The 22,994-nt window shown below is 58.2% G+C and carries 16 protein-coding genes; 6 read left to right on the forward strand and 10 right to left on the reverse strand.

All coding sequences use genetic code 11. The features are described 5' to 3' along the window. Positions 1–667: 667 nt before the first annotated feature. From K227x_RS19590 to yajC, 9 genes are all read right to left on the reverse strand, one after another. A complete protein-coding gene (locus K227x_RS19590) occupies positions 668–1,996 on the reverse strand; it encodes an IS1182 family transposase (protein WP_145169287.1) in 1,329 nt (442 codons plus the stop codon). Between the two features lie 410 nt (positions 1,997–2,406). Beyond that, positions 2,407–3,720 carry a (Fe-S)-binding protein gene (locus tag K227x_RS19595; protein WP_145172151.1) on the reverse strand — a complete coding sequence of 438 codons (1,314 nt, stop codon included), beginning with the start codon at positions 3,718–3,720 and terminating at the stop codon, positions 2,407–2,409. Between the two features lie 83 nt (positions 3,721–3,803). Further along, positions 3,804–4,880: an FAD-binding protein gene (locus K227x_RS19600; protein ID WP_218933389.1), complete on the reverse strand. Its 1,077-nt coding sequence runs from the start codon at positions 4,878–4,880 to the stop codon at positions 3,804–3,806. Then, the gene (locus tag K227x_RS19605; protein ID WP_145178148.1) at positions 4,873–6,315 is read right to left on the reverse strand and encodes an FAD-binding oxidoreductase; all 1,443 of its coding nucleotides are present in this window, start codon (positions 6,313–6,315) and stop codon (positions 4,873–4,875) included. Before K227x_RS19605 ends, K227x_RS19600 begins: the two co-directional genes overlap by 8 nt. An 11-nt stretch (positions 6,316–6,326) precedes the next feature. Continuing rightward, the gene (locus tag K227x_RS19610; protein WP_145172155.1) at positions 6,327–7,460 is read right to left on the reverse strand and encodes a pyridoxal-phosphate-dependent aminotransferase family protein; all 1,134 of its coding nucleotides are present in this window, start codon (positions 7,458–7,460) and stop codon (positions 6,327–6,329) included. Between the two features lie 118 nt (positions 7,461–7,578). Next, complete coding sequence (locus K227x_RS19615) at positions 7,579–9,357, reverse strand: L-lactate permease (RefSeq protein ID WP_246145949.1); 1,779 nt, start codon at positions 9,355–9,357, stop codon at positions 7,579–7,581. Next, entirely contained in the window at positions 9,306–10,286 is a 981-nt protein-coding gene (locus K227x_RS19620; RefSeq protein ID WP_145172159.1) for a 2-hydroxyacid dehydrogenase, read from the reverse strand. Before K227x_RS19620 ends, K227x_RS19615 begins: the two co-directional genes overlap by 52 nt. A gap of 32 nt (positions 10,287–10,318) precedes the next feature. Continuing rightward, positions 10,319–13,561, reverse strand: coding sequence for a protein translocase subunit SecD (secD, locus tag K227x_RS19625; protein ID WP_246145951.1), 3,243 nt, complete (start codon positions 13,559–13,561; stop codon positions 10,319–10,321). Positions 13,562–13,651: 90 nt separating this feature from the next. Continuing rightward, the gene (yajC, locus tag K227x_RS19630; protein ID WP_145172161.1) at positions 13,652–14,101 is read right to left on the reverse strand and encodes a preprotein translocase subunit YajC; all 450 of its coding nucleotides are present in this window, start codon (positions 14,099–14,101) and stop codon (positions 13,652–13,654) included. Positions 14,102–14,500: 399 nt separating this feature from the next. On the opposite strand from yajC, the gene K227x_RS19635 reads away from it, so the two are divergent. The 6 genes from K227x_RS19635 to K227x_RS19660 all read left to right on the forward strand — a co-directional run bounded on the left by K227x_RS19635 (position 14,501) and on the right by K227x_RS19660 (position 21,013). After that, complete coding sequence (locus K227x_RS19635; RefSeq protein WP_145172163.1) at positions 14,501–15,568, forward strand: DegT/DnrJ/EryC1/StrS family aminotransferase; 1,068 nt, start codon at positions 14,501–14,503, stop codon at positions 15,566–15,568. A 42-nt stretch (positions 15,569–15,610) separates the two neighbouring features. After that, positions 15,611–16,294, forward strand: a complete 684-nt coding sequence (locus K227x_RS19640; RefSeq protein ID WP_145172165.1) for a hypothetical protein — start codon at positions 15,611–15,613, stop codon at positions 16,292–16,294. A gap of 152 nt (positions 16,295–16,446) precedes the next feature. Next, positions 16,447–17,550 carry a lactonase family protein gene (locus K227x_RS19645; RefSeq protein ID WP_246145955.1) on the forward strand — a complete coding sequence of 368 codons (1,104 nt, stop codon included), beginning with the start codon at positions 16,447–16,449 and terminating at the stop codon, positions 17,548–17,550. A 361-nt stretch (positions 17,551–17,911) separates the two neighbouring features. After that, positions 17,912–19,327 (forward strand): 30S ribosomal protein S12 methylthiotransferase RimO, encoded by a 1,416-nt coding sequence (gene rimO / locus K227x_RS19650; protein WP_145172169.1) that lies wholly within the window; start codon positions 17,912–17,914, stop codon positions 19,325–19,327. Between the two features lie 195 nt (positions 19,328–19,522). Next, positions 19,523–20,116 (forward strand): CDP-diacylglycerol--glycerol-3-phosphate 3-phosphatidyltransferase, encoded by a 594-nt coding sequence (gene pgsA, locus K227x_RS19655; protein ID WP_246145957.1) that lies wholly within the window; start codon positions 19,523–19,525, stop codon positions 20,114–20,116. 15 nt (positions 20,117–20,131) lie between these two features. Further along, on the forward strand, positions 20,132–21,013 hold the full coding sequence (locus K227x_RS19660) for a CPBP family intramembrane glutamic endopeptidase (RefSeq protein ID WP_145172172.1): 882 nt from the start codon (positions 20,132–20,134) through the stop codon (positions 21,011–21,013). 355 nt (positions 21,014–21,368) lie between these two features. Here K227x_RS19660 and csb2 read toward each other — a convergent pair whose 3' ends face one another. Continuing rightward, entirely contained in the window at positions 21,369–22,994 is a 1,626-nt protein-coding gene (csb2, locus tag K227x_RS19665; protein ID WP_145172174.1) for a type I-G CRISPR-associated protein Csb2, read from the reverse strand.

Genomic DNA, 22,994 nt, shown 5'->3' on the forward strand with positions numbered 1-22,994 from the left:
AACCAAACGATCCCCAAACAGCGATTGGATCGATCCGGCCCACAGACTCAATGCCGAAACGCGCGGCCCGCCGCGCACGCGGTGAAACGACAAGCCGACGCACCGCCCACCCCATCGTTTAACCGCGTGGGCAACGCCCCGTGCGTCCACGCAACCAAACGCGCGACCCGCCGGGCACGCGCCTAAACGACAAGCCGACGCACCGCCCACGGGCAAATCGTTTAACCGCGTGGGCAACGCCCCGTGCGTAACCGCAACCAAACGCGCGGCCCGATGGGCACGCGCCTAAACGACAAGCCGACGCACCGCCCACGGGCAAATCGTTTAACCGCGTGGGCAACGCCCCGTGCGTCCACACAACCAAACGCGCGACCCGCCGGGCACGCGCGTAAACGACAAGCCGACGCACCGCCCAAGGCAAATCGTTTAACCGCGTGGGCAACGCCCCGTGCGTCCACACAACCAAACGCGCGGCCCGCCGAGACTGTGAATAATTGGCCGGTTGTGGCTTGACGCCGTGTTTTTGAAGTGGTTTTTCAAAAATTTTGGATTGCCGGTCGTCGTCAAAGTTTCAGGTTGAAGCTTCGGTGGTTCTTTTGTCTTGGTGGATCGCTTTGAAGCTTCGTTGGACGCGATGCGTCCAACGATTGGAGACCGGAGGCCAACCTCAAGGCGTCGCAGTACAGGATTGCCTCATCAGTGTTTGTAAAAATCCTAGGTTGTTCAATCGATTGAAGTTGTTCACCAGCACGTGCCAAAGCGTTTGGGCCATTGCTTTCTTCTGGCCACGAACCCGGAACTGATGAAGACCGCGATTACGACATTCCGCGTTGGGAAATTCAGCTATCGATGGACGTCGTCTCAACATCTCCTGCGCCTCGGGTGTCCCCATCCTCTTTCGATACCTCGCCATCGCGTCGCTATCGCCCGGCTTGCTCGCATGGGGATCCTTGCCGTTAGCGACTTGTCTTTTGATGTCCTTCAGTGGACCGTAAACCTCCGTCCCCGCAGCGTCCATCGCTTCGATATCGCTCGCTTTGGTGAACCCGCCGTCGACCAAGTAGTGTGCCGGCGTCACCCCATAGGTGCGGCAGATCGACTCGTACATCGGAAGCATCTCACCTTGATCGCTGCCCTGATTGTCAACGCTCACGCCGACGACAATTCGAGAGTCGCCGTCGCTGGCGAATTGGACGTTATAGGCGGGGCGAAAACCGCCGTCTCCCATCTTCATCCGCGCCGCTTCGGGGTCCGTTGTGGAGGCTCGTGGGGTCGACTTGCTTTTGCGTGATCGTTTCTCTTTACGACGTCGCTCAAGTTCTTTGAGGTTCTCTTGAGCCGCCTTGATACGCTCGAGTCGTTCGTCGGCAGCACGCTTGCGGGCGGCCTGTTCGGCCCGAGTTGCCGCGGCAGCTTCCTCGTCGGATCGCTCGGCGAGTTCCTTTACATAGTCTTCGGCAACCTCTTGCATCTGTTGGAGCGTCGATTCGGACCGAAACGAACTGCTGCCGGCCGAGGCACGCACCCGCATGCCATCCTGCCCGATGGTATCCAACGTGATCAGTTTTTCGCTCAGCAGCACGGCGATCGAGTCGCTAAGCAACTTCTCGAGATACTCGGCGTTGCCGCTGCGAAAGTCGCTCAGGGTGTGATGATTAACCGTGACATCGCCGCAGATCCACAGGTAGTGGAAGTCGCGGGTGGTCAAATCGCTCAAACGGCGGGCGCTACTGATCCCTTCGAGCGTTGCGTAGAACCACAGGGCGAAGAGGATTCGCGGATCGATCGGGGTGCGACCACGACCATCTACTTTCGATTTAATCTTCTCGTAAAGCGGTCCGAGGTCGAGCGATTCGCAGTACTGCCATACCAAACGAACGCGGTGCTCGCGGGCCACCATCTGGTCAAGCGAATAGAACCGCATCTCAACTTGGCTGCGTTCGGGGCGGTGGGTGCGAGCGGAACCACGCTGCTGAGCATCGGTTGGAATTTTCATGCAAATAATTTAGCCCCATGCAGAAATCCAACAAGCCAAAACTCAATTATTCACAGCCTCGCCGGGCACGCGCCTAAACGACAAGCCGACGCACCGCCCAAGGGCAAATCGTTTCACCGCGTGGGCAACGCCCCGTGCGTCCACGCAACCAAACGCGCGGCCCGATGGGCACGCGGTTAAACGAGCAAAACCGGCCCCATCCTCCACCCGCACGCCCCATCCTTTCACCGCGCGGGCAACGCCCCGTGCGTCCACACAACGCAACGATAAGCAGGCAATCACGCTGCCTTCGCGGATACCCGCCGGGCCGCTTGGGAGCAGATCGATAGCGAACGGGAATTGGTCGTGACCTGGCGCCGGGCGACTCACCATTGCCGTTGAAAGTCAGTAGGCCACTGGCAACCAACCGATCAGCGTGCTGACTGATAGGCGTCGCGCAGCACCTGCATCGTGTGTTTTACTTCGATCGATGATCCGGCCTGGCGTAGATGAATCGCCAACTGCGTCATGCATCCGATATTCCCGCTGGCCACCACCTGTGCCCCGGTTGCGATCACGTTGGCGGCCTTCTGTTGCCCCAACGAAGTCGCAATCTCGGGCTGTTCGATGTTGTAGGTCCCCGCCGATCCGCAACACAGATGCCCCTCGGCAATCTCGATCACTTCCACCCCAGGGATCATCTGCAACAGTTCACGAGGTTGCACTCGCACCCCTTGCGCATTGGCCAGGTGACATGCGTCGTGATAGGCAACCTTCAACGTCGCCGCTGATCCGGATTGCTGAGAATCGTTTGATTGCTGGGCGTTGCTCGTCCGCTGGTCGGCAATCGGCACCAAGTCGCCCAACTGGATTAGAAACGCTGATACATCGACGACGCGGTGACGGAACGATTCCGCCCGATCCTGATCCGGAGTTCCCTTCATGATCAGGTGGTATTCGTGCATCCCCGAACCGCATCCCGCGGCGTTGGTCACGATGGCATCCACATCATCGGGGAAGGCATCCAAATTCTTCTTCGCGAATGACTGAGCGGCATCTTGGTTGCCAACATGCCAACTGAGCGCACCGCAGCATCCTTGCGACGCAGGCACCACAACCTCGACACCGTTTCGCGTCAACACGTCGATCGTGGCCGTGTTGATATCCGGATCCAAAACAGATTGGGCGCACCCGGTCAGTAACGCCACGCGTGCCCGACGCGTCCCGACGGCCGGGTTCACCGCTGCCCAGGTTTGTTTCGGCGGCAGCGAATCGGGCAACAGGTCCAACATCACGCGCAGAGACGATGGGACCAGAAACGCAAACGGTTTGGCTAGTTTTCCGGACATCGCAGCTGCCCGAAATCGACCGGGATAGGGCAACGTGAACTGAGCCAGCGAGCGACGGAACCGATCCCCCCAACCTCGTTTGCGTTTGGGTTCGACCAATGCCCGAAAGGGACTGATCAGATCGCGGTAGGGAACGCCCGACGGACATGCCGGTTCGCAAGCCAAACATCCTAAACACGGGTCGATATGAGGCATCGCGTCGTCAATCGACAAATTATTTTCCAACACTTCCTTCATCATCACGATACGCCCACGCGGCGACGCAGTTTCCTGGCCGAGTTCCTGGTAGGTCGGGCAGGCAGCCAGGCAGAAACCACAGTGCACGCAGGTACTGACAGCCGACGCCATCTCTTCGCCAAGAGGTCCGTGTTGATCAGGATCAATCGAATGCAGCATCGTCAAACCAATAGGGATTCAGTCAGGGCGTTGTCCCCAATGACAACGCCCAATCTTTGTTGCGGAAACGTGTCAGAGGGACGTCAGAGTGGGAATTTCCCCAACGGGTCCATCGCGTGTTGAATTTTCGCGTGCAGCGCCGCCTTGGGTAGCGTGCCGATGAACGGCTGTGGCGTCTCGCCCTGAACGACCAACCCGGCCATCCCGCGCACTGTCAATTCGCCGGCCAGCACGTCAAGGTCATCGATCGCGATCCACATCACGTTGCCAGCCGCGCTGACGTGCGTTCGGTATCCAGGCTGGCCCGCCAACGACGCTTCCAAATCCAAGAAAGACGCGGCGGTGATCGGCACCTTGACCACAAAACGCGACTCCGGTGCAAACTTCAGTTCGTTCACGTCGAACCAAAACCGATCACTGTCATCACAGTCCGCGACATCTTGCCCCCAATGTTCCCTGATCGCGGCAGCGATGGCATCACAAAATGGGGGCGGACCAGCGATTCGAACGAACAGCGTCTTCAAGCCGGGCCGGTAATCGATGGCGTCTAGTTCCCAGTGACTAGCGGCCGCCTGGTTGGTCCGCTGCATCGCCTGCTGATCCGATTGGCAAGCGATCGCCAGACTGCGAGTCGCGATGGGACGGGGAAACACTTTAAAATTCAGCGAGGTGATCACGCCTAGCCTGCCAAGGCTGCCGACCATCATCTTGGGCAAATCAAAACCCGCGGCGTTCTTTACGACCTTGCCACCGGCTCGAATCAAATTACCTTCGCCGGAAACAAAGTTGACGCCAATCACAAAGTCTCGCAGCCCACCAAACCGGAACCGTCCGGGACCGGACAAGCCGGATGCCAGAGATCCGCCAATCGTGGCCCCGGCGGCCACCAACATGGGGTCGAAGGGCAAGTACTGGTTCCGCTGCGCCAAAACCGCCGCGATCTCGTCGACCCGCGTGCCAGCCAAGGCCGTGAACGTGTACTCCGACGGCTCGTACTCGACCACACCCGATACGGCTGCAAGTGAGACGATCGTGGCGTCACATTGATCAGCGGAAAGGGACGGCTTGGTCTGGCTGCCGATCGGCCGAACCAGTTGGCACGACTTCACCGCGTCGACAACTTCGGATTCACAGGTGGGCTGCAAAATGGAATTATTCACGATGGATGACCCCCGCTTTTTCCAGTGGATGCAATCCAGTCAGCGACAATGCTGGCGCTTCGGTACCGGGGAACATCTTGCCCGGGTTGGCGACCAATTTGGGGTCAAAGGCACGTCGCAATCGATCGAACATATCCACCGTTGGTTCATCAAACATTTGTGGCAAGAAATCCCGTTTCTCCATCCCGACACCATGTTCACCGGTGATCGAGCCGCCCATTTCGATGCACATTCGCGACAGTTCCGCGGCAACCTCTTCGGCGCGGTGCAGTTGGCCCGGCTGGTTCCCATCGAACATGATCAGCGGATGCAGATTACCATCCCCGGCATGGAACACGTTGGCCACTCGGATGCCGGATCGTTTACCAATTTCTTCGATCCGCACCAACGCTTCGCCCAAACGTTTGCGTGGCACGACACCGTCCTGGACCAAAAAATCCGGACTCAATCGACCGACCGCCGAAAACACACTCTTTCGCCCCTTCCAAATCCTTAGCCGTTCGGCGTCGTCCTTTGCGACCACTCGCACGATCGGCCCGGTAGCGGCGATCACCTGTTCGAGTTGATCGCGTTCAAAGGCCAGCCGCTCGCTTGGGCCTTCGAGTTCCACAATCAAAACGGCGGTTGCATCGTGCGGGTAGTTGCACTGGACCGCTGCTTCGGCCGCTTCGATCGATGTTGCGTCCATGATCTCCATCGCACCGGGCAGCAGCCCCGAATCGATCACAGCGGATACCGCGTCACCAGCGGCGCGAAGCGAATCGTAACCCACTAGAACGGTATGGAACTGTTCCGGTTGGGGCAGCAACCGCAACGTGATCTCCAACGCCACGCCGAACAATCCTTCGCTTCCACAAAACAGTCCAGTGTAGTCGGGCCCGATGGTTTCCACACTGGGGCCACCCATCGTCACCACTTCGCCATCGGCGGTGACCGCTTTGATCCCGATCACGTGATTCGAAGTCATGCCGTATTTCAAACAGTGTGCACCACCGGAATTGAACGCGACATTGCCACCAATCGTGCAGACCGTTTGGCTAGACGGATCGGGTGCGAAATACAGTCCATGCGGTGCCGCGGCTTGCGACACCTTGATATTGATCACTCCCGGTTCGACGACGGCTGTGCGTGCGTCGGGATCCAGATTTAGAATTCGATTCAATCGGTTCAGCGCGATCACGATCCCGTCAGCCACCGGCAGCGAACCGCCTGACAAACTGGTCCCTGACCCGCGTGCGACAAAGGGGACGTCGTTGTCGTGACACCAACGGACAGCCGCGATGACTTCGTCCGTCGTTTCCGGGATCACAACGCCAAGGGGCTTCGCACTGAACGCGGTCAATCCATCGGATTCGAAAGCTGCGCGAGATGCCGCATCAGCTACCAATCGATGGCCCGGAAACAGTTTGCGCAAGCCTTCAAGTCGGTCGTTCACTGCAGCGTTGCTCACGTCGTCTCCAAACAATCCTTCAATGCGGCCAGCAACGTTTGCACGTTGCGTTTGGTCGCACCGAATCCCATCAATCCAATCCGCCAAGCTTTCCCAGCGAACACACCCAAGCCGCCACCGATCTCGATATCGTACTCGGTCAGCAGACGCTGCCGTACTGCTGCTTCGTCAACCCCTTGGGGCGTCGCGACACAATTCAGCGTCGCCAACGAGCAATCGGGAATGTACTTCAGCCCCATCGCTTCCAAACCCGATCGCAATTCCAAATGGACAGCGTGATGACGGGCGACGCGTTGATCGACGCCTTCTTCCAGCACGATCATCAACGCTTCACGCAACGCGTAAATCATGTTGATCGGCGCGGTGTGGTGGTATGCACGAGCCCCCGACGACGCTCCGCCGCCGGTGTAATAGTTCCTTAGCATCGACACGTCCAGGTACCAACTTTGTACCGGCGTTTTGCGTGCGTCCATTTTCTCGACCGCTGCGGGCGAAAACGAAACCGGTGACAAACCGGGTGGGCAAGACAGGCATTTTTGCGTGCCCGAATAGATCGCGTCGATCTGCCAATCATCGACCTTCAACTCGTGTCCACCCATTGATGTCACGGCATCGACGGCGAACAGCATGCCCGCGTCGTGAACGACTTGGGAGATTTCAGGCAACGACTGCAGGGCACCGGTCGATGTTTCGGCGTGGACGATCCCAACCATCGTCGCCCGCGGGTGTTTGGCCACAGCCTCGGCGATCGCTTCCTCACTGATCGTTTTCCCCCACGGCACCTCGACCGTGTGCACCGTCGCGCCACAGCGCTGCATGTTGTCCTTCATCCTGCCCCCGAAAACACCGTTGATGCAAACGATCACCTCGTCACCGGGCTCGATCAGGTTGACCATCACAGCCTCCATCCCCGCCATGCCCGTGCCCGATACCGGAAACGTCAACGGATTGGTTGTCCCGAAGACGTCTCGCATCATTTGGCAGGTTTCATCCATGTAACCGATGTACTGGGGGTCCAAGTGGCCCAGCGTCGGTGATCCAAGCGCCCGCAGAATTCGGTTCGGCACGGTGCTGGGTCCAGGCCCCATCAAAATTCGTTGCCGAGGGTCAAGGGAAGCGTATGGAGTCATGGTTTCCTTCCGTCTACGTATGAAAACATCAATGGCCAGTGTGCAACGGGAATTCCGATGCTGGCCAAGCGATTGCCAATCCAGTCAGGGGGTTCGGCGAAGTGATCCACCAGCGGGGCTAGCCAACACCGACCACGAGCCACCCCAATAAGGCAGCCCCTGCAATGTAATACACGAACACCCTGGCCGTGGCACGGATCACTTCACCTTCGCGTCCGACCAAACCGACGACCGCGCAAGCCGCCACAACATTATGAACACAAATCACGTTCCCTGCGGCTCCGCCGACCGCTTGCAGTGCGACAATCCAGGTTGGATCGGCACCGATTTTTTCTGCAACCGAAAATTGAAATCCACTGAACATCATGTTCGAAATCGTGTTGCTGCCGGCAACGAAGGCTCCTAGTCCGCCGATCAATGATGCAAACAATGGCCATGCCGATCCGCTGAACGCTGCAACCCCCGCAGCCAGTTCATCCGGCATCGACGAAAGCCCCGCCGCGCCCCCGCTGGAATGGATGAACACTTGCACCATCGGCACCGTGAACACAAGCGCTGCCGAAGCCAGCAAAATCATCTTTGCAGAATCTTGCACCGCAACCTTCATCGCTGGCACTGTCATGCGATGCAAGATGGCGGCAAACAGACAAGCGATCAAAAACACGGTACCGGGCAAGTACAACGGTTGCACCGGAGCAACACTGACATTGCTGCCGAACAGGTTTGCCAACACCGTGGGATCCCCCGGAATGCCGAACGACTTTGTCCACGCCCCGATGCCCAGCGCGGGCAACCGCGACATCACCAACAGGGCGGCGATCACCCAATACGGTGCCCAAGCTTTGACCAGCGACAATCCGGCCGGCGGGTCGGACAACGTCATTTCCGTGGTCCCATGGAACGAAGCGTCCCACGTGGACGATTCCGCGAAATCCCAAGCTGGACCGTCCGGGATCAGAAAACCGCGCCGTGCCGCCGGGACCACGATGGCCAGCCCCACCAATGCACCGATCAATGACGGGAATTCGGGGCCCAACAAGTATGCGATCAAGGCGTACGGGATGGTCATCGAAAGGCCAGCAAAGATGGCAAACTTCCATAGCTGCAGCCCCTCGCGATAGCTTCGCCCCTTGCCAAACAAACCGGTCATCATGCTGACCAAAATCAACGGGATCAGGGTACCGATGATCGCGTGCAGCAGAGCGACTTTCCAACCGATGATCGGCAGCAGTTCGGCCCAATTGGCCAGCCCCCGCCCGCTGGCAAATTCCGCCACACCTGGGCTGCCATCGAGTCCCTTTGCGACGCCGACCAAAATCGGCGTCCCGACCGCACCGAACGACACCGGCGTGCACTGGATCATCATGCCCGAGACCACGGCGGCTTTGGGCGGAAACCCCAACCCCACCAACAACGGGACGCAGACGGCCGCCGGCGTTCCAAAGCCTGCCGAACCTTCGATGAACGACCCGAACAACCAAGCGATCAAAATCACTTGCACGCGGCGATCACAACTGATGTTGGTGAAGCCGCTGCGGATCACAGCCAACCCGCCGCTTTGCCGCATCGTGTTCAACAACAAGATGGCACCGAAGATGATGAACAGCAGCGTCGATGTGATCACCAAACCGTTCACGGTCGCAGCCGCAATCTGAGCCGCATCCACCCGCCAATAGAAATAGGCCACCGCGACCGAGGTAACGTAGGCCATCGGCATCGCACGCGCAGCCGACCAGCGCAACCCGACCAGGAATACACCGACGACGATGATCGGCAACAAAGAAAATAGTGATGGCAACGCATCCGACATAACGACTCGCCCCAACTGGACCAAGGGAACCGTCGTCAGTCTAAGCTTTCCGGATTGACCAGGTTGGGTGGCACCTGACCTCGACATGCCGCCAGACAATTTTCGGCGGCCATGTTGCCCATCTTGGTCCGCGTACCGATCGTCGCGCTGCCCAGGTGTGGCGCGATCACCACATTGGCCAGATCGTACAATTCGGGCTCTAGCTGCGGTTCGTTCTCGTAAACGTCCAGACCAGCCGATGCGATCGAACCATTCTTCAACGCGTCGACCATCGCGGCCTCGTCGATGATCGGTCCACGTGCCGTGTTGATGATCGATGCCGTCGACTTCATCAGCGACAATTCACGCGGCCCGATCAGATGACGGGTCTGGTCATTGAGCGCGACGTGAACCGAGACAAAATCCGACTTCGCCAACACGTCATCCATCGATGCGTACTGAACGCCCAACTTGGATTCTTCGTCGGCCGACAACCGGGTTCGATTCCAATACAGAATCTTCATGTCGAATCCGCGTGCCCGACGGGCCACCGCCTGTGCGATTCGGCCGAACCCGATCAACCCCAGTGTCGAACCGGTGACATCGCCGCCTAGAAACTGCAGCGGGCCCCAACCCTGCCATTGGCGCGACCGCACGAACCGGTCGCCTTCGACCACGCGTCGGCCGGCGGCAAGCAGCAGCGCCCAAGCCATGTCCGCGGTGGTGTCCGTCAACACGCCAGGCGTGTTGGTGACGGGAATGCCGCGAGCAGTGGCGGCGGCAACGTCGATGTTGTTGAAACCGACGGCGAAGTTGGCGACCACTTTCAGATCCGGGTTGGCCCCCAAAACATCATCATCGATCGTGTCCGTCAACAGACACAGCAGACCATCCACCCCTTGGATCTCGGCGATGATCTCTTCCTTGCTGAGGTAGCGATCATCGTGGTTGTAGGTCAGTTCGGACTGCGACTTTAACAGCTGCATCGACTCCGATGGAAGCTGACGCGTCAAAAAGATCTTTGGCCGACTCGACATGATGCTGCTCCCTGCCCCCCCAAGCCACCGAACTATGCGGCGGCGGCTTTTCGTTCACTTCGTTCCACCAACCACAACAGGATGGGGCTGGCAACAAACACGCTGCTGTAGGTACCGGCGATGACGCCGACCACCAACGAGAACGCGAAGGCGTGGATCCCATCGCCACCGAACCAGTACAGCAGGATGACCACGATGAACGTTGTCAACGAAGTCAGCAAAGTACGGCTAAGCGTTTGATTGATGCTGCTGTTGATCATGTCGCTGGTCAACCGAGGGGCTTTGCCCTTGGTTTCCCGAATCCGGTCAAAGACCACGATCGTATCGTTCAGCGAGTAACCAATGATGGTCAAGATCGCAGCGACCACGGTCAAGCTGATCTTGAACGGATCGATCAGCAAGAAACCCAATGCGTCGGCCAACCAGTAACTGATGGCGATCGCACCGAGCGTGATCAAAACATCGTGCAACAGAGCGGCGACGGCTGCGAAACCGTAAATCACTCGTTGGAATCGGAACCAGATGTATCCGACGATACACAACAGGCTGGCGAACAATGCACCCAACGCTCGTCCGATCATGTCGCCGGCCACGCGGGCACCCACACTGCTGCTACTGATCCAAACGGGATCTGCATCCAGAGTTGTTTTGAAGGATTCCATAATCTTGTCGGCGTCAGCGGCCCCGATCGGCAAATCGACTTGCCAGTCCTGGAACGTCAGCGACGAATCGGGTTTCCACTGATCGGCACCTTCGCCAAGCGGTTTCACCGAAACGGATCGTTCCGCAAGAGGAACGTTGACGGCCTTCGCAGCCGCCAGCAACGATTCGCGAAGCGTGGACGCGTTTAGCAATCCGCCTTCCTCGTCGCCTTCGACACCTAATTTGATAACCGCACTGCTATTGACCAAGTTTTCCGCATCATCTGCGGGTGCTTCACCGATCGCAGGTGCAGTTTCTTGAGCCTGAGCGACCGCCAACATCACGCCATTGGCGTCGGAGGGGGCGAACATGCTTTGGTCATCGGTCGACGGTCCATCCGCCGGGCTGATCGACACATTGTAAGTGACCATGTTGACTTCCTGAGAAGCCGCGAATGCCTTGGCAACAGCAGCCTTCAACTCTTCGACAGTTGCGAACGCCGAATCCACTTTGTAAACGGTCCGGTTTTCGATGCCGTCCATGGTCACACCGTTGACCGTGTAAGGAACGTCTTCGGTTCCGTTTTCGTTCGCTTGCACCATTTCTGGCTTCACGATATCCCGAACCTTCTGAGTTGGTGTCGGCGTATCCAAACGGAACTGAACCGACGATCCACCAGCGAAGTCGATGTCAAAAATACTCTTGCCCCGGGCGTACAACGATACCAATCCGATCGTCACCAGGACTGCGGAGATGGCCAAAGCGGCCTTGCCCTTGCCCATGAAATCAACGCCATTTTCGCCCGTGAAGGCGGTTCGCAGCGAGTTCACACCGTCGGACATCGACAGCGAAAGGAAACCGCGTCGTTCAGCCAGGTCGAACAAGGTCCGCGATACGTAAATCGCAGTGAACATCGAAAACACGATGCCCAAGATCAAAGTGACCGCGAAGCCACGAATCTGGTCGGTACCGATCGCGTACAAAACAATCGCGGTGATCAGCGTCGTCAAGTTTGCATCGATAATCGTGACCGTTGCTTTGGCGAAACCGTTCCGAATCGACATTCGTGCGGCAGCACCCTTTTTCAATTCTTCGCGGATCCGTTCAAAGACCAACACGTTGGCGTCGACCGACATACCGACCGTCAAAACCAAACCGGCCAAACCGGGCAGGGTCAACGGTTGGTTGATCAACACCATGGTTGCCAAGATCAGGCCCAAGTTCAGGACCAATGCGATGCAGGCGATGATGCCGGCGAAACGGTAGTAAACCAAGATAAACAGCAGAACCAACAACAGCGAAACCGTGATCGCCCACACACCCTTGGTGATGGTGTCCCGTCCCAAGGTTGCGTCGATCTGGTTTTCCGCGATCGGTTGTTTGGTCAGTGCGGCAGGCAGTTGCCCAGCCTTCAGGATCTGAACCAGCGATTCGACTTCTTGACGAGTGAATCGACCAGTGATCCGGCCTTCTTTTCGAATCGGCGACTGGATGCTAGGAGCCGACAACAGATTATCGTCCAACACGATCCCTAGTTGGCGGGTCCGTTGGCCGATCGGTGCGTTGTTGGTGGTCAGAACGAAGAACCGGTTCGATCCGGCGTCGGTCAGGTTGAAGGCGACGGCGGGCGAACCTTTTTCGTCGAACGTGCTGGCGGCAAACGCCAGGTCTTCGCCGGTGATATCGATCAATGGATCGATGATCATCAGAGCTTCGATGCCCGACATTCCCATTTGGTCGATGTAAGCAGCGATGGCTGCGGCACCGTTGGGGCCACGCAGTTCGGCTGGCAGAGTCAGGATTTCGCCGGTGTCGGGGTTACGCACGATCGCGTCACCGACATCGACTCGCAAAGCACCCAAGGTTTCGCCGTCTTTCTCGCGATCGACATTGGCCCACAGCCCGACAATGGAATTATCTTCGCTGCCTGGGTCGCGAACGACTTCGCTCAGGCGAGCGGCGCGGTCTTTGGATCCGGCTTGTTCGATGGCAAAGTTGATTTGTGGTTGGTGATCCGATTGGTTCGCCAAAATTGCAAAGCGAAGAATCCCGGCTTCTTCGACCAATCCCTTGATTCGATCGACTTCGCGTTGATCGACTTCGGGGACGATGATTTCGATTTGCGATTCGCCGTAGGGGCGAATCACGATTTCCTGGGTGCCCGATGGGTTGATCCGGCGAGTCAGCGGTTCGACCAAATCTTCCGACGTGATCTGCTGCATTTCGGAATCGCCGCCAGCATTCATTTTGCCGGGGTCCATTTCGTAGACCAGGATCGTGCCCCCGCGGAGGTCGACGCCAAGTCCCGGACGGCTTTTGGCCAGCACGACGCCACTGGCGATGATCGCCAACAGGATCCAGCCGAAACGAGTCCCGTAGGATGGCATTTTCAGCGACTTCGCCAGGAAGTTGCCAAGGAAGAACGGCAGGATCAGAACGGCCAGGGCGATTGCCACCGCACCGTACTGCTGCCAGGAAATGCCCTGCTCGCTAGCGTTCTTGACGGCCTCTTGAGCGGCCCCCGCAGCTGCGTTGGCGGCCGTGGCGGCGGCATCAGTCCCGGCTTGGCCGAGAATCGATTGGGCCAAGTTCATCAGAGGCTGTGCCGCATCGGCGAAGACCAGATTGGTCATGAAAGAGCAGTCCATCGTTTTCTTGAATCGGGATGTCGGTGGGGGTTGGGCTGGCCGGTCTCGCCACTCGAATGAATCGAGCGGCCAAAGCTACTTCTTCGCAGCGGAACCGTCGTCCTTGGATTTGTCTGAACTATTTTCTTTTCCGGACGTTTCTTTGTCCGTTACGATCCGCGAGATCGCCGATCGGTTGACTTTGATTCTCGTGTTTCCACTTTCGTCGATCCGCAAAGTCACCACATCGTTGTCCGCGGAGACCGCCGCAATCACGCCGTGAATCCCGCCGATCGTGACGACGCGGTCGTTCTTTTTCAAGGACGACATCAAGTTGGCTTCGGCCGCTTTCTTCTTGCGTTCGGGTGCGATCACAATGAAGTAAAACAGGAACAAAAGTCCGGCAGGGAGCAGAAAAGGCGATAGAAAATCGCCACTCGACCCCGTTCCGGGATCCGCCACAGCCGCATCTCCCGCAGCCGCATCAGCCTGTGCCAACAGCTGCAGATCGACCAAGAACAGGTTCAGTGCACCAACGAAAAACAAACGACAACGCCTTCATTTGAATGGTCACCGACCTCGGGCCGGCGAAAAGTGAATGCGGCATGATATGGATGTGGAAAAATCGTCACAAGCCCAGCACGGCACAGCGAATGCATGAAAGCGTGCTTTCGGGGGTATACCACAGCCGCCCGAATGGTGATTTGGGGGTTCCTGCGAAGATCGGCGAAGTCGGTGAGAGGTCAACGCAGGTGGTTAGGGGAGATTGGAGCCTTGGTGGGATTTGCGTGAATTTCGTTGGATGGCCCCGACCCGCCCCGTCCCGCCCCGTAGAGGCAGAGGGCAGAGGGCAGAGGGTGAGGGACTTCTGGCGAAGTCCACTACGTTGGATGAGGTTTTCCTTCGTGGGCGACATTGCGATGCGGCGGGCTACACTGGGCGGCAATGAACCTGACGCTACCAGCCTGGCCCCCTGATTGGCCCGAAATTCGAAGTGCCGCGGCCCAATGTGTCGCTAGCGGCGATTGGGGGCGATATGCATCGAAAACCGTTGCCCAAACGACCAAACGAATCGCAGAATTCACCGGTGCCGGCTCGGTCCGCATGTGCTGCAGCGGATCGGCGGCGGTCGAACTGGGGCTGCGTGCCGCGGGGGTTGGGCCTGGGGACGAGGTGATCACCGCTGCCCTGGATTACCCCGGAAATGTTCGAGCGATCGAGCTGCTGGGGGGCCGTCCCGTGCTGGTCGATCTGGCGGACCAGTCGCCCTGCATCGATGCAGACGGCGTCGAAAAAGCGGGATCGGACAGCGTGAAAGCCGTCATCGCATCCCACCTGTTTGGGGTGCCGGCCGACATCGTCCGACTAAAATCGATTTGCGACGACCGCGGATGGGTGCTGATCGAAGACGCGTGCCAGGTAGCCGGAATGACGATCGACGGCCGATCGGCCGGCACCATCGGACACGTTGGGGTCTGGTCATTGGGTGGCAGCAAACTGCTGTCCTGTGGTTCCGGCGGCGTCATTTTCGCAAACGACGACCGCACAGCCGCTCGCTTGGCGCCGGTCATGGACCGCCCCAGCGATGCGTTCGGGATCTCGCCGCTAGCGGCCGCTGTCCTGCATCCGCAACTGGATCGATTGGCGGAAATGAATACCCGCCGCAGCCAAACGGCCGTTGAACTGCGTGATCAGGTGTTCCCACACCTTGCAGGCGTCACCTGGTACAGCGGCCAACGCGACGAATCGGCGTTTTACAAAGTCGCCTTCACGGTCGGATCCGACCAGGAACGGTTGCGAGTGATCGATGCTGCCGAAGCGATGGGCTTGCCGCTTGGCGCAGGCTTCCGATCGCTGGCCCGCACCAGCCCGCGGCGATGCCGAAAACCGGTTTCGCTGGACCGGTCCGAAATGCTGGGCCAGCGCCTGGTCGTGCTGGACCACCGGGCATTGATGATCGATCCCGAGAGGCGGGATGAACTTGCGGCAGCAATCCGTTCCCTGCTTCAATAGCACAGCCCGAGAACCTGCGGAGCGTGCCACCAAGGACGTGCGATGGAAACGACACTGCACCAACAATTGAAACTCGTCTACGCCGACGATCCTTCGCAAACCGAAGTCGTGTTGGGCCGCTATCGCATCGACGCCATCCGCCAAGACGCCGATCGCGGTCCCGAATTGGTCGAGGTCCAGTGTGCGTCGTTGTCGGCGATCCGAGACAAGTGCCGACAACTGTTGAAGAGCCACACGTTGCGAGTGGTCAAACCGATCGTGATCCGCACCCGGATCATCAAATTGGCCAAACGGGGTGGTGCGGTCAAGTCGCGGAGGATGAGTCCGAAGCGGGGCAGCGTGCTAGACCTGTTCGACGAAATGATCTATTTCACCCGAGTGTTTCCGCACACCAATTTGACGATGGATGTTCCGCTGCTGCATGTCGAACAAGTGCGGGTGCCCAGCAAGACCAAACGGCGTCGCAGTTGGCACAAAGACTATCAAGTCGAAGATGTGCGTCTGGAATCGATCCAGGAAACGCTGGAAATCAATGAACCGGCGGACCTGCTATCGCTGTTGAATTTGCCCGACGGCATCCAGAACTTCAACACCGCCGACTTGGCCGCCGCGATCGACCGTCCCCGCTGGCACGCCCAGCAAATCGCGTACGTATTGCGAAAGACTGGCGCGATCGACCAGACCGGGCGCAACAAGGCCGGCGTCGTCTACAACCGAGTGGCCTAGTCGGCCCGGAAGTCGCGGCCAAATACGTCCGCTGCTTGCTTGCATCCGGCGTTCCGCTGGGCGATGATCTTGACTCCGCCCCCCAGCCCTTCATCACGAGCCTGCCACCGATGCGCCTTCTTATTCTTTCCCTATGTATGCTGGTGATTTCCATGAGTGTTTCAGGTTCGACGTCTGCCGAGTCGATTGACGTTTGGATCGGGACAAGCGCTCGCCAACCCAGCCAAGGCATCTATCACTGCACGCTGAACACTCACACTGGCAACCTGACCGATCCGACGCTGGCGGCCGAAATCCGTGGGCCCGGTTTCTTGGCGATGCACCCGAGCGGCAATGTGCTGTACGCGGTCGGCGATTTGAACAAGGAAGCGGTGGTTGCGGCGTACGCGATTGAATCCAGTGGCGATGGTGCCCCTCAACTGTCCTTGGTCAATTCGCTGCCGATCGGTGATGGCGGTGCGGCACACGTTGCTGTCGACCCGACGGGCAAAACCCTGCTGACGGCCCAATACGGTGGCGGCAGCGTCGCTGCGTTTTCATTGAACGCCGACGGGTCCCTGAACCAATCGACGGAACTGATCAAGCACGAAGGTGGATCCGGCGTCGTCCCCAAACGTCAAGATTCCTCGCACGCCCACTGGGTTGGATTTTCACCCGACAACCGGTTTGCTTTTGTTCCCGACCTGGGACTCGACAAAGTCGTCATCTACAGCCTGGATGCCGAAAACGCCAAGCTGACTCCGCATGGCTTTGGCAAAGTTCCAGCCGGCGGTGGACCGCGGCACATGAAGTTCCACACCTCGGGCAAGTTTGCATTCGTACTGAACGAACTATCCCTCAGCGTGACGGTTTTCGATTACGACGCGGAAACCGGCAAGATGACGGCCAAGCAAACGATCCCAACGGTGTCGAAACAGACCCTGGCGAAAGAGAAGTTCAAGAGCGCGTCGGAGATCCGGGTGCACCCGTCGGGCCAGTTCGTGTTCACGGCGAACCGTGGACATGATTCGATCACCGTTTTCCGCGTCAACCAATCGACCGGCGAACTGTCCGTCATCGAAGTCGAAAACGCTCGCGCCGTCACGCCACGTGGCATGAACCTGGACCCCAGCGGGAACTGGCTGCTGGTTGCCGGCCAAGACTCGCACACCTTGGCTTCGTTCAATGTGGACGGCTCGACGGGCGAACTGAAATACAATCAGTCGATCGTGACCGCCCCATCGGCAATCTGTGTTCTGTTCCAGCACGAGGACTGATCGCGGGAAATTCCGGCAAATCGCAATCCGTCCTTGATTCCATCGAACACGGCCTGCTGATTGAGTGAGCCGTTTAGGCAAACGCTGGGAAGCAGTTGGTAGCGGAAGTCGTCAAGACTTTCGGTGATCCCACCATCCAAGCCCGAAACTCTTGGCGAGTTGCGCTACGAAAAACCGCCGAAAACGCCGGCGATCGTGCTTCGAATGGCACCTTGTGAATCGATTCAGACGATCCTTTTCCCGCTGGAAACCTGTTTTGACTGGGTGGTCTCGGCAAATCGTTTGCGTGTTTTTCGTGCCTGTGGTTTAATTTGGGGCTCCTTTCGATTCCCGAAAACGCCGCTTGAAGCACCCCCCATCGATGCAGCTCCCCATCGTCTCTGAGTCGCAAACCCTTCCTGGCAAGGCTCCTGCTGCGTCGACCGATGGTGTTCGCGGCCGTTATGCCGTCATTTCCCTCGGTTGTCCCAAGAACTTGGTCGACACCGAACAAATGCTGGGCCGACTGGACGAAGACGGCTACGCGATGGTTGAATCCGTCGAAACGGCGGACTTCGTGGTCGTCAATACGTGCGGTTTCATCGATTCAGCCCGTGAAGAATCGTTGGGCGCGATCGACGAAATGCTGGCGCTGAAGAAATCGGGCAAAATCCGAAACGTCGTCGTTACAGGCTGTTTGGCCGAACGTCAGCAGGGAAAACTGCTGGAAGCTCGCCCCGAAATCGACGCGATGATCGGCGTTTTCGGTCGCAACGAAATTGTTTCGGTGATCGACCGCCTGCAATCGGGCGTCGAAGAACAAGAAAAGGTGTTCCGGCCTGCACCGATCAAGCCACTGTCGGACGCCGTCCGCCGTGCCGTCACACCACGCCACTTTGCGTATCTGAAGATCAGCGAAGGCTGCGATCGACTGTGCACCTTCTGTGCAATCCCCAAGATGCGCGGCAAGCACTACAGCAAGCCGATCGAACAGATCATCGACGAAGCGAAGCGTCTGGGCGACAGCGGTGTCCGCGAAGTCGTCATCGTTGCCCAGGACACAACCTATTACGGCAAAGATCTGTACGGCGAACCGCGACTAACCGAACTGCTAACCGAGCTGGATAAAATTGAATCGATCGATTGGATTCGGTTGATGTATTTTTACCCGATGTACATCGATGACGCGCTGGTCGATGTCTTGGCAAACGCCAAACGAATCGTGCCGTACATCGACATGCCGCTGCAACATGCATCCGACACGATGCTGAAACGGATGGCTCGCAAGACCACGCGCGGCCTGCAAGAAGAGATCCTTGCGAACCTGCGATCCAGAATCCCCAACCTGATCATGCGGACCACACTGATCACCGGTTTCCCCGGCGAAACCGAAGACGACATTGACCAACTTTGCGACTTTGTCGCCAAACAGAAATTTGAACACTTGGGCGTCTTCACTTACAGCGTCGAAGAAGACACGCCCGCGGCGAAACTGCCCAACCGTGTTCCAGCGGATGTCGCTCAGGCGCGATACGATCGAGTCATGGAAGTGCAACAGAAGGTTGCTTTCAAGTGGATCGAAAGCCGCATCGGCACCACCGAAACGGTGATCATCGACTCGCCGCTGCCGGATCAACCGGGCGTGTGGATCGGTCGGACCCGAGGCGAAGCACCGGATATCGACGGGATCGTTTACGTTTCAGGCATCGATCCAGACGATCCGTTGGAAGTCGGCGACATGATCGACTGCGAGATCGTTGCTTCGGACGGTTACGATTTGGTCGCCGCACCGCTGTAACGAACCATCAACGATGGATGCGTCCCCGCTGAAAGAGCGGATTCGCGACACTGGTTGGCCAGCCCCACGGGCCGCCAGCCGACAAACCAGGCAGAGACGCCCCGGCATGTATGGCCGCCGCGCATTGGCCCCACCTTGGCGGGCTCTGGTGATTCAGGGACAACTACCGTAGACCTTGGATGACCGATTATTCAAATGACCACGACAACCGTAATGAGCCCAAAGCCGGTATCGATCTACAACGTGCCCAACGCGCTGACAACAGCTCGCTTTGCGCTCGCGATCGCCGTCATGGCACTGATCCCGATGGGCAATCACATTGCCGCGTTGATCATTTTTTCCATCGCCGTGTCAACCGACTGGATGGACGGATACTGGGCTCGCAAGTACGGGCAAGTCACCAAACTGGGCCGCATCTTCGACCCGTTTGTCGACAAAATCATCATCTGCGGCACGTTCATCGCGTTGGTCGAAGTCGCCGGTTCTGGCGTCGCATCTTGGATGGCGACCATCGTGGTCGCACGTGAACTGCTGGTGACCAGCCTGCGGGCGATCATCGAAGGCAGTGGTGGCGACTTTTCAGCCAACCAGCTCGGCAAATGGAAAATGGTGCTGCAGTGTGCCGCGGTGATCTCGATCCTGCTGTCGCTGATCAACCCGAGCGTCGCGTGGCTAGGCTGGGCCGGACAAATCTTCTTGTGGTCATCGATCGCACTGACGCTGTATTCCGGGTATGTCTATGTCATCGCTGCGTCCAAAGTGATGCGTGACGCTCCGGCGGACCTGTAAAGCGAAAGCGATTCTTTGGAAAACCCGCCGGCTTTGTTGATCCTGCTGAACCTATTGCTGCTGTATGTGATGGTGGTCAGCTTTGTGAAGTGGATCCGATTGCTGATCGCGCATCGCAGCAACCTTGCGGGGATCCCCGAGTACTTGGTGCCTGCCCAGCCACGTGTGAAACCGTTCTGGAATCCGGGCGACGCGTTGGTGATGTTCGGCCTGATGCAAGTGATTGCGGGACTATCGATCGCGTCGATGATGGCCGCCGGATGGGTGACACGGGCGACAGCCGATGCCCCGGCCACCGGCACGACCTACCTGATCGTCGTCACCCTGGGTTCAGGAGTGGTGGCCGCCATCCTGGCGCTGGCATGGCTTCGCCTTCGCGAACGGCGTTTCGTCGATCTGCTTTCTCTGCGGCTCAGCGATGCCGATGGGCTGCTGGGGCTGAAGGCGTCGTTGATGATCCTGCCGCCAGTGCTATTGGTCGCCGCGGCGGCATCACTGTTGATCGACTATGAACACCCGGTGTTGGATTCGATGGCCGGCATGTCACCGATGAAGTTCGCGATGATCTTCATTGGCACCGCGATCATCACGCCGTTCACCGAAGAACTGCTGTTTCGTGTCCTGCTGCAAGGCGGCCTGGAACGGCTGGCCAACCCGATCACGGATCCCGACACGGGATGGCGATCCCGTTCATGGTGGCCGATCGTCGTGACCAGCATCGTGTTCGCGATGGCGCACCTGGGCCAGGGCGCTGCCCCCATCCCACTGTTCGTACTGTCCTTGGGACTCGGTTTCCTATATCGCCAAACCGGCAATATCACCGCCCCTATGATCGTCCACATGGTGCTGAACGGATCGACCATCGTGCTAGAGGGCATCAAGGCGATGTCGTCCTAAGTCGTCGCCCCGAACTTGTGCCTTCGTCTCTTCGCAAAAGTTCGAGTTCGAGTTCGAGTTCGAGTTCGAGTTCGAGTTGGAGTTGGAAATCAAAGTTCGGTCCGAAAACTTAAACTCGAACTTAAACTCGAACTCGAACTATTTCCCCGCAGCGATCTCCAAGCGACTTCGCACCCGCGCCTTCGCCTGATGCGATTCATTTCGCTTGCCTGGAGCGTTCGCTGGAGCTACGGGATCAACCGGAACACATAGGTGACAGCGAAGCAACCGGCTCAACGCCGGACACTCGCTTCAAGCCAGCCGGCGCCTAATCCCTAAAAGGCCGGCATGACAACGACGACGGTAGCGAACTCAATCATTCGTCCACTGCCGAAAATAGTCCCAGTCCAAAATGACTGCCATAGCCAAGCGTCAGAGGGCCAACAATGGGCGCGTCCAGTTCGATTCGCAGCGCAAAACCCGAATCGCTTGGTGGTGGTGTTCCACCGTGTTGCCGGGTGCGTTTGAAATGTCGAAGCTTCGGAACACTGGAAAACGGTAAGCCTGCGTCTGGTGGCAAGATTGCGATTTTGCTGGCAGTCGGAAGCTTGCGAGAAGCTAGCTCGGCCGCGACCTGGCCAACCAGGGTGTTCTTTCCATTTCGTTTGACGTACCGTGGAGCCACGAACGGGGTAACGCTGATCCAGGAACGACATCCATCGGGTGGACCGAGTAGCCGCTGAATTTGTGGCTGCAGAAATTCGGGCAGGTTGCGAAGTGACTCGAGGTCACCGCGACCGACAAGTGAGACTTGCAGTTCGCCGACGCCGCCTTTGGTGTAGGTACGCTTCATGGTTCGAATCGCAGTCTGGGCGGCGTCCCCTAGTCCCATGGAAGCATAGATCAAGATATGGTCGAGTTGTCCGTCAGCATCAAGGTCCAGTGGCAAGATGTGAGCGTGTCGATGCGATCCTTTTAGCGGCTCACCGTCGCCGTCCTTGCCCGTTAACTCAGGGCAGTGAACGTGATTTCCTTTTGCAACCCGCCCAACGATCGCACGGTGAAAAAGTTCGGCCTGAGGCAGTGTTCGGATCACCGATGGCAGAGCCGACTTGTTTCGACTGGCAGTGGAAATTGCCAGCAACATTGCTGATACCGGACGTGCTACAGACGGCCTTGGCAGGGCCGGCTTGGAAACAACCAACGCGTCCGTCCGCCGCCAATAAAGGACTCGTTGCGAGCCAGGTGGCTGACTCCAGTTGTGCTGTTTTTTCCACCACACGGTGTCTTTCTGTAAACACTCAATGAGGTCTTCTGGAAAAGGAAGCAGCGCCGCAGTTCGCTTCTTTAGCAAGGACTGCGTGGGCTTTTTCTTGCCGTCGGGTAGTGACAAATTCTCCAGCGCTTGTTCACCGCGTCTCTGACGCCAGACCTCATACGCGGAGGGAGACGTGGCTGCCATTACATGAAATTGCTCGTACTCCGGGCCGGGGTAATAGTCGGTACCATGCGGGCGAACCGTACGCTGTTCGTCAAATCGCTCCTCATCAAGAGTCACAGATGCTTCGACCCAGCTTTCACTTCGACCAACGTAACCCAAGCTTTCAACCAGCCTTGTGAAGAGTTCGCTTGCCTCGGCATCGAGATCACAATCCCAGCGGACCTTCAGTTCGCCGTCACCAACATTGGCCCAGGTATCGAATACTAGCGTGGTTTTTTCAATATTCTTATCCAGCTTTCCCATCGGCATGTAATGACGACTGTGGGCACTGCTAGCCGACGGGACTTCATACTGTGGAAGCACGTCGGCGAGTGATTCAAGCAGTCTGCGTCCGATAGGCGGAATCTCGGTCCAGCCCTGGGTTGCGTAGCCGGTTGCGATCAAGGCGCGCAGCAGTCGCCAGGGACTGGGCGGCCATTCAATTTGCCCTTCATTAACATGATGCCCCCAAGGAGTCGCATGGTAGCGACCTCCGGGAAAGGTCATTGAGATGGTCGGCAT

Source organism: Rubripirellula lacrimiformis, assembly GCF_007741535.1.
In the GTDB taxonomy this organism is placed as follows: Bacteria; Planctomycetota; Planctomycetia; order Pirellulales; family Pirellulaceae; genus Rubripirellula; species Rubripirellula lacrimiformis.